This is a genomic window from Bradyrhizobium sp. NBAIM08 (genome assembly GCF_020193935.1).
Classification (GTDB): domain Bacteria; phylum Pseudomonadota; class Alphaproteobacteria; order Rhizobiales; family Xanthobacteraceae; genus Bradyrhizobium; species Bradyrhizobium yuanmingense.
Genome location: NZ_JADYVR010000961.1, coordinates 1 through 403 on the forward strand (window position 1 = coordinate 1; position 403 = coordinate 403).

At 65.3% G+C, this 403-nt stretch carries 1 protein-coding gene; it reads left to right on the top strand.

The window, feature by feature from the left end; genetic code table 11:
• Window positions 1-32 precede the first annotated feature (32 nt).
• A partial coding sequence (locus I6F37_RS42940; RefSeq protein ID WP_368736836.1) for a D-glycero-alpha-D-manno-heptose-1,7-bisphosphate 7-phosphatase occupies window positions 33-403 on the top strand: 371 nt, incomplete at its 3' end.

The following is a 403-nucleotide window of genomic DNA, read 5'->3' on the forward strand; positions in this document are numbered from 1 at the left end:
CCATCCGCCGCCTCAACGAGCAGGGGATTCCGGTGGTGGTGGTGACCAATCAATCGGGCATCGCTCGTGGGCTGCTCACCGAGCAGGATTACGAGCGCGTCCGGATGCGCGTCGACAAGCTGCTCGCGGCGGAAGGCGCGCGTGTCGATGCGACGTATCACTGTCCGCATCATCCCGACTTCGGTGAAGCCTGCGAGTGCCGAAAGCCGGGGACGCTGCTATACCGGCAAGCAATCGAGGCGCACGACCTCGATCCTGTCCGCTCATGGTTTGTCGGCGACCGACTACGCGACGTGCAACCCGGCGCAGCGCTGGGCGGCTCAGGCATCCTGCTCCGAGTCGAGTCGACGCCGCCGGCCGACATCGAAAACGCAGGATCGTTCCCCATGGTTGATTCCCTGGC